Consider the following 6,416-nt stretch of genomic DNA (forward strand, 5'->3'; position numbering starts at 1 on the left):
TTTTGTTTCGGGGAAAATGAATGATCAGAAAGATGACGAAATCAGACTTTGAATCTTTCTGGCTTGTGTTTTCGAGTGTTATTCAAGCGCAGGAAACCTACGCATTCGACCCGGATATGACGCTGGTGGAGGCATATCATCTGTGGTGCGAAATGCCTTTGGAAACCTATGTGTTTGTAGAAAACGATGTGGTTTTAGGCTCCTACTACATTAAGCCAAATGCAATGGGGCCGGGTAAGCATATTTGTAATTGTGGTTATATGGTTGCCCCTGAAGCAAGAGGTAAGGGTATCGCCCGCAAAATGTGTGAACACTCGCAACAGCAAGCGTTTTCACTGAACTTTGATGCGATGCAGTTTAATAGTGTGGTGTCTACCAATGAAGTGGCTGTCCAGCTTTGGCAAAAGCTGGGCTTTACTATCATTGGTACGATTCCTAAGGGTTATAAACACGGTCAACTTGGCTATGTTGATAGCTACGTTATGTACAAACAGCTAGGAACATGACTCATGTTTCTGGCAAGCGGCGCAGCCGCGTCTAACCACTAGCAAGTGACGAAGTTACGTCTGGCTACTGCTTCAAAGAAGCATCTCTTCTTCGATTGGAAAAAACTCAGTCGCTGAGCTGATCAGTGAGTTTGCCGTCAGGGCTGGCACCCCATAGACCTGGGCTTTTACCCCATATTTCCGTTTTATCCGTTCCAGCAGCAGATCAAAGTCGCCATCACCGGATAGCAGAATAATGGTATCGACTTCCGGCGCGGAGTCCATCACATCGATGGCGATGCCGACATCCCAGTCGCCTTTGGCAGAGCCGTCACTGCGCTGAATATAAGGCTTCAGTTTTACACTAAAGCCGATATGTTTCAGGGCGTTCTGAAACTTGAGCTGGCTGTCATCACCCCGATGGATGGCGTAGGCATTGGCGATGATGATCTCGCCCTCCTGACTGATCTTCTGCCACAGTTTGCGGTAGTTAAACTGCCGCCCGTAGGCCTGACGGGTGGTGTAATAGATGTTCTGCACATCCACAAAGACAGCGATTCGGTTCACAGGTGTTCCTTAAGTTTTTAATCTTTTTCTAGCAAGTGACGCAGTCACGTCTAACAGCTAGCCACTTTCATAACTCTGCCTTATCACCGTGAGGTACCCAAAGGGCATACCAGCGCGCCCCCTGCAAAAAATTGTCTCTGAATTGTCTCTGGCACCTACCCGCTTTTTCTAGCAAGCGGCGCAGCCGCGTCTAACCACTAGCAAGTGACGAAGTCACGTCTAGCTACTTTTTTCAAGCTCCTCCATAAACGCATCCCGGATCAGGTTGTTACGGGCGCCTTTACGGGTGATGGCGGTGTAGTGGGTGGTGAAGCTGCGTTTTTCCGGTTGAATCGCTTTAAGCCGTCCCTCTCTGAGCCACTGTTTGGCGTAGTGGGTGGGCAGAAAGCCGATATAGCTGCCGCTGAGAATGAGGAAGGCGATCCCTTCACGATCGGTAGAGCTGGCGCTGGCTTTGAGCAGTGCCTGTTGCAGTTTTATCTCGGCTGATTGAGGGTAGGCGGGTAGCACCGCGTCATATTGAGACAGTTCGCTATCACTCAGGGAGCTGTTGTCGTGATCAAACAGTGGGTGTTCATTGCTGCAATAGAGTACCGACTGTTCGTCATACAGAGGGTAGTAGTTGAGGCCCGGCAGGCTGCGTTGTTCGGATACCACGCCGACCAGTAGCTGTCCGTCTAGTACGCCGGACTCTATATCCTTGGGCGGAATCATGCGGATATTGATAACGACTTCCGGACCCCGTGCTTTCAGTGCTGCCAGAGCGCGGGTGATGCGCATCTGGGGAACAGTGACCATATTGTCGGTGATGCCGATGTTCAGTTCGCCTTTTAGTTCGGTGTTGATGGCGTTGATCCGGGCGCGAAAGTTTTCCAGACCACCCAGCAACTGCAGGGTGGCGTCATACACCTCTTCGCCCTGTTCTGTCAGTGCAAAACCGGCGCGGCCACGGTTACAGAGGCGCATATTGAGCAGGCTTTCCAGCTCAGATATGGCTAAACTGATAGCAGGGCGACTGATATTCAGCTCCACCTCGGCGGCAGAAAATCCACCGCTTTCAACAACGGCTTTGTAAATACGCAGCAGGCGTATATGGGCATCACCAAGCTGGCGGGGTAACAGGTTTTCTGAACGGCTCATTGTTACGTAATATTATGATTAACTTTAAATTAATATTTGTGAATTTAATAAACTTAATCGTTGGCGATAATAGAGTCAACAAGTAATAACCCGAGAATAAAATGATGACTGATGATCTGAAACGTTGTGGCCTTTCCCAGGAGCAGCTTGATGCTCACTGGATGCCTTTCACAGCGAACCGTAGCTTTAAACAGGATCCTCGCCTGATTGTGGCGGCAGAGGGTAATTACTACACCACTGCGGATGGTCGTAAGATTTTTGATGGTTTGTCAGGCTTGTGGACCTGTGGTGCCGGTCATAGCCGTCCTGAGATCACCGAAGCGGTGAGCAAACAGGTGAAAGAGCTGGATTATTCTCCGGCGTTTCAGTTTGGTCATCCAAAATCATTCGAGCTGGCTCACCGTATTACCGAGCTGATGCCGCAGGGTCTTAACCGGGTGTTTTTTACCGGTTCCGGTTCTGAATCCGTTGAAACCGCACTGAAGATCGCCCGGGCTTACTGGCGTAAAAAAGGTCAGGGTGGTAAGACCCGTCTGGTGGGCCGTGCCAAGGGCTACCACGGGGTTAACTTTGGTGGTATCAGTGTCGGTGGTATCAGTCCTAACCGGGCGATCTTCGGTCAGGGTATCGATGCGATCCATCTGCCCCATACCATGCTAGAAGAGAACCTGTTTACTCAGGGGATGCCTGAAACCGGTGCTCATCTGGCAAACGATCTGGAACAACAGATCATGGTGCACGATGCGTCGAATATCGCCGCTGTAATTGTTGAGCCGATGGCCGGGTCTACCGGTGTAATTCCGCCACCGGTAGGTTATCTGAAACGTCTGCGGGAGATCTGTGATAAGCACAATATTCTGCTGATCTTTGATGAAGTGATCACCGCGTTTGGTCGTGTCGGATCGAATACCGGTGCAGAGGAGTTTGGTGTCACCCCGGATCTGATGACGGTTGCTAAACAGCTGACCAACGGTGTGATTCCGATGGGGGCTGTTATCGCTAAACAAGAGATCTACGATACCTTTATGGCTGAGGGCGGCCCTGACTACATGCTGGAACTGCCACATGGTTATACCTATTCAGCCCATCCGGTTGCCTGTGCTGCCGGTCTGGCGTCATTGGATATTCTCGCCAATGACAAGCTGATTGAACGTTCGAAGTCGATAGCACCTCAGTTCCAGGAGATGGTTCACAGTCTCAAGGGCACGAAGTATGTTTCTGATATCCGTAACTACGGTCTGGCTGCCGGTCTGACCATTGAGGCCGCACCGGGTGAGCCTGCACTGCGTCCTTATCAGATCGCGATGAAGTGCTGGGAAAAAGGTTTTTATGTTCGTTACGGCGGCGATACCATTCAGTTGGGTCTGCCGTTTACCGTTGAGATTGAAGAGATTGATAGCCTGATTAACGCGTTGGGTGAGTCGATTAATGAGTTGAGTTAACAGCGCTTTTTTTTTAACAGAGCATTTATTAAGAGCGCCTGAGTTAAGGGTGCTTTTAAAGGCTGGTTTTTTGATTTTGCTGCGCCATCGGCGCAGCAATGCAGAGTAAAGAGATATTATTATTATGACAGTTGTAGGCCATTTGATTAACGGTGAGATGCGTACTGACGCTGCCCGTACACAGCCCGTTTATAATCCAATGTCACATTTAGTTTACGCAATAAGCCGTTTACAAGTCAGTGACGTGTGGGTTGCGGGCAAACAACTGCTGAAAGAAGGCAAATTCACCCAACTAGACATCGAGCAGGTGGTTGCACAAACCAACCAATGGGCTAATAAAGCAAGACCTTTTAGTAAAAATAACACCGTCACAACGACAGAGAAAGTGTAATGCACCCCAAAGAAGTTACTATTGTTGAGGTGGGGCCGCGCGACGGTTTACAAAATGAATCTAAAAACATTCCGACCGCGTTAAAAATTGATTTTATTAATCAGCTTTCTACTGTCGGGTTAAAAATCATTGAAGCAACCAGCTTCGTATCACCGAAATGGGTGCCACAAATGGCCGATCACAACGCCGTGATGACCGGCATTCAACGCCGCCCTAACGTGCGCTATACAGCACTTGTGCCTAACGAACAAGGTTTAAAAGACGCACTTAACTGCGACGCGCAAGAAATCGCGGTTTTTACCGCCGCCTCAGAAACTTTCTCACAAAAAAATACGAATTGTTCTATCGAGGAAAGTCTAAACCGCATTGCCGCTGTGATCGCGGGCGCTAAAAAACACCCTATTCCTGTGCGCGGTTATGTGTCGTGTACGCTAGGCTGCCCGTTTGAAGGTGAAATTAATCCGCAACATGTACAACGCATTGCAGAAAAATTAATAACGCTAGGCTGCTATCAAGTTTCACTGGGTGACACCATCGGTGTCGGCACCCCCCATAAAGTCCAAAAATTAATTGACGTTGTCAGTCAAAAAATCCCGCTTGACACATTAGCCGTGCATTTTCACGATACTTACGCCCAAGCACTAGTAAATATTTACGCCGCGTTAGAAAAAGGAATTACCACCGTCGATAGTTCCGTTGCCGGTCTTGGCGGCTGCCCCTATGCACCTGGAGCCGGCGGCAATGTGGCGACTGAGGACGTGGTCTATTTATTAAATGGTTTAGGCATTGACAACGGCGTCAACCTAAAAAAACTCGCCGCCATTGGACGAATGATTTGCGATCATCTTGCTATCACACCGCGTTCAAAAGTATCGATCGCGTTAGCGGGAGCGACTTACTAAAATAATAGCCTTGATATCCTTTGCCATTCTTCAAAATCCAACTCCTGGCGTATAAAACTATTTAATGGCATAATCGATTGCCATGAAGAAAACACAAACCTGTTATAAATTATTAGAATTACTCCGTGACGGTCAGTTTCATTCTGGAGAAACCCTAGGAAATGCACTGGGAATATCGCGCAGCGCCATTTGTAAAGCTGCCAAACAATTGCATGATTATGGCATTGCTATAGAACCCATCCACGGCAGGGGGTACCGCATCCCGTACAGTATTGAATTACTGAATCAGCATACGATCGAGCAGCAACTCGATAACACCGCTAAGGACAGGCTCGATGATTTAATCATTCTTCATACCACCCACTCTACCAATGATTATTTATTGGATTTAAAAAACTCACAACCCAATCAAAACATTGCTTGTTTTGCAGAATACCAATCTAACGGTAAAGGCCGCCGTGGCCGGCAATGGCTCGCACCATTTGGAACTAATATCTACCACTCATTACTGTGGCATTTTAAAAAAGATCCAGCGGAAATTGTGGGCTTAAGCCTCGCCATCGCATTAGCTGCGGTAAATGCTTTAAAGCGTTACGGCATTGTAGACGACATCGCCGTCAAATGGCCCAACGATATCCTCTGGCAAGGACGAAAGTTAGGAGGAGTTCTTTTAGAAATGGTCGCCGAACATCATGGTTATTGCGCGCTAGTGATCGGCATTGGGCTTAATACCCACATCGCAAATAAATTTGCGCACTGTATAGACCAGCCTTGGGTGGATATTCAGCATATCACCCAATCACAACCACGCCGCAATCAATTAGCGGGTTTACTACTGAACGAGACAATTCACACCCTAATCGCTTTTGAACAACAAGGGTTGCAACCTTTTCTTGACGCTTGGCAACCATTAGATTACATGCTAGGTAAAATGGTAACGCTTTACACCGCCAACGGTAATATAAACGGCGTGATGAACGGCATATCCGACAAAGGCGAGTTAGTACTATTATGCGAGAACAATCAGCAGAAGCGCTTTTTTAACGGCGAACTGAGTGTTCGATTAGCAAAAGAAAAACCAGCAGCATGTTAACGACAAGCGGATTAATCGTACTCATCATCGTCGCATTACTCATTTGGTTTTGGGAATCATCAATGCGCGCCAAAGAATTAGCCATCGCTGCTAGCAAGAACGCGTGCCACAAACGAAATTTACAATTTCTCGATGGCACGACCCATTTCCAAAAAATCAGTTTACAACGTAATGAATCGGGCCGCATACGCTTTAAACGTCGTTATGGGTTTGATTACTACGATGGGCAAGGACGTTGTAGCAGCAGCATCATCATTTTTGACGGTCATGTAATGGATATCGATTTGACGCCTTGATGCACTAAAAAAATCTATGCTAAACTGAATAAAAGGAGTATTTCTAATGCTATACGTTAAAAGGAACAGCAAAAACCGCATCGTCGCTATCTACAACAGC

General features: G+C 47.7%; 8 protein-coding genes. 6 read left to right on the forward strand and 2 right to left on the reverse strand.

Going from position 1 to position 6,416, the window contains the following annotated elements; all coding sequences use genetic code 11:
• Window positions 1-20 precede the first annotated feature (20 nt).
• The gene (locus Q0499_RS23590) at window positions 21-506 is read left to right on the forward strand and encodes a GNAT family N-acetyltransferase (RefSeq protein WP_299205555.1); all 486 of its coding nucleotides are present in this window, start codon (window positions 21-23) and stop codon (window positions 504-506) included.
• A 72-nt stretch (window positions 507-578) separates the two neighbouring features.
• Here Q0499_RS23590 and Q0499_RS23595 read toward each other — a convergent pair whose 3' ends face one another.
• Together Q0499_RS23595 and Q0499_RS23600 are read right to left on the reverse strand one after the other, a co-directional pair.
• Window positions 579-1,052, reverse strand: coding sequence for an NYN domain-containing protein (locus Q0499_RS23595; protein WP_299205557.1), 474 nt, complete (start codon window positions 1,050-1,052; stop codon window positions 579-581).
• A gap of 219 nt (window positions 1,053-1,271) precedes the next feature.
• Window positions 1,272-2,192: a LysR family transcriptional regulator gene (locus tag Q0499_RS23600; RefSeq protein ID WP_299205559.1), complete on the reverse strand. Its 921-nt coding sequence runs from the start codon at window positions 2,190-2,192 to the stop codon at window positions 1,272-1,274.
• A gap of 104 nt (window positions 2,193-2,296) precedes the next feature.
• Here Q0499_RS23600 and Q0499_RS23605 point away from each other — a divergent pair, with 104 nt between their 5' ends.
• The 5 genes from Q0499_RS23605 (at window position 2,297) to Q0499_RS23625 (ending at window position 6,316) form a co-directional block, all read left to right on the forward strand.
• On the forward strand, window positions 2,297-3,634 hold the full coding sequence (locus tag Q0499_RS23605) for an aspartate aminotransferase family protein (RefSeq protein WP_299205561.1): 1,338 nt from the start codon (window positions 2,297-2,299) through the stop codon (window positions 3,632-3,634).
• Window positions 3,635-3,758: 124 nt separating this feature from the next.
• Window positions 3,759-4,025, forward strand: a complete 267-nt coding sequence (locus Q0499_RS23610; protein WP_299205563.1) for a hypothetical protein — start codon at window positions 3,759-3,761, stop codon at window positions 4,023-4,025.
• Window positions 4,025-4,927: a hydroxymethylglutaryl-CoA lyase gene (locus tag Q0499_RS23615; RefSeq protein ID WP_299205565.1), complete on the forward strand. Its 903-nt coding sequence runs from the start codon at window positions 4,025-4,027 to the stop codon at window positions 4,925-4,927. The genes Q0499_RS23610 and Q0499_RS23615 overlap by 1 nt, the downstream gene beginning before the upstream one ends.
• A gap of 82 nt (window positions 4,928-5,009) precedes the next feature.
• Window positions 5,010-6,020 (forward strand): bifunctional biotin--[acetyl-CoA-carboxylase] ligase/biotin operon repressor BirA, encoded by a 1,011-nt coding sequence (gene birA / locus Q0499_RS23620; protein WP_299205567.1) that lies wholly within the window; start codon window positions 5,010-5,012, stop codon window positions 6,018-6,020.
• Complete coding sequence (locus Q0499_RS23625) at window positions 6,014-6,316, forward strand: DUF3301 domain-containing protein (RefSeq protein ID WP_299205569.1); 303 nt, start codon at window positions 6,014-6,016, stop codon at window positions 6,314-6,316. Before birA ends, Q0499_RS23625 begins: the two co-directional genes overlap by 7 nt.
• Window positions 6,317-6,416 lie beyond the last annotated feature (100 nt).

Origin of the sequence: uncultured Amphritea sp., from assembly GCF_937127095.1 — a bacterium.
Classification (GTDB): Bacteria; Pseudomonadota; Gammaproteobacteria; order Pseudomonadales; family Balneatricaceae; genus Amphritea.

Bases quoted from the DNA above. Each gene is read 5' to 3' on its own strand.
- Q0499_RS23590 (WP_299205555.1), top strand. From the start codon at position 21: ATGATCAGAAAGATGACGAAATCAGACTTTGAATCTTTCTGGCTTGTG.
- Q0499_RS23615 (WP_299205565.1), top strand. From the start codon at position 4,025: ATGCACCCCAAAGAAGTTACTATTGTTGAGGTGGGGCCGCGCGACGGT.
- Q0499_RS23605 (WP_299205561.1), top strand. From the start codon at position 2,297: ATGACTGATGATCTGAAACGTTGTGGCCTTTCCCAGGAGCAGCTTGAT.
- birA (WP_299205567.1), top strand. From the start codon at position 5,010: ATGAAGAAAACACAAACCTGTTATAAATTATTAGAATTACTCCGTGAC.
- Q0499_RS23625 (WP_299205569.1), top strand. From the start codon at position 6,014: ATGTTAACGACAAGCGGATTAATCGTACTCATCATCGTCGCATTACTC.
- Q0499_RS23610 (WP_299205563.1), top strand. From the start codon at position 3,759: ATGACAGTTGTAGGCCATTTGATTAACGGTGAGATGCGTACTGACGCT.
- Q0499_RS23600 (WP_299205559.1), bottom strand. From the start codon at position 2,192: ATGAGCCGTTCAGAAAACCTGTTACCCCGCCAGCTTGGTGATGCCCAT.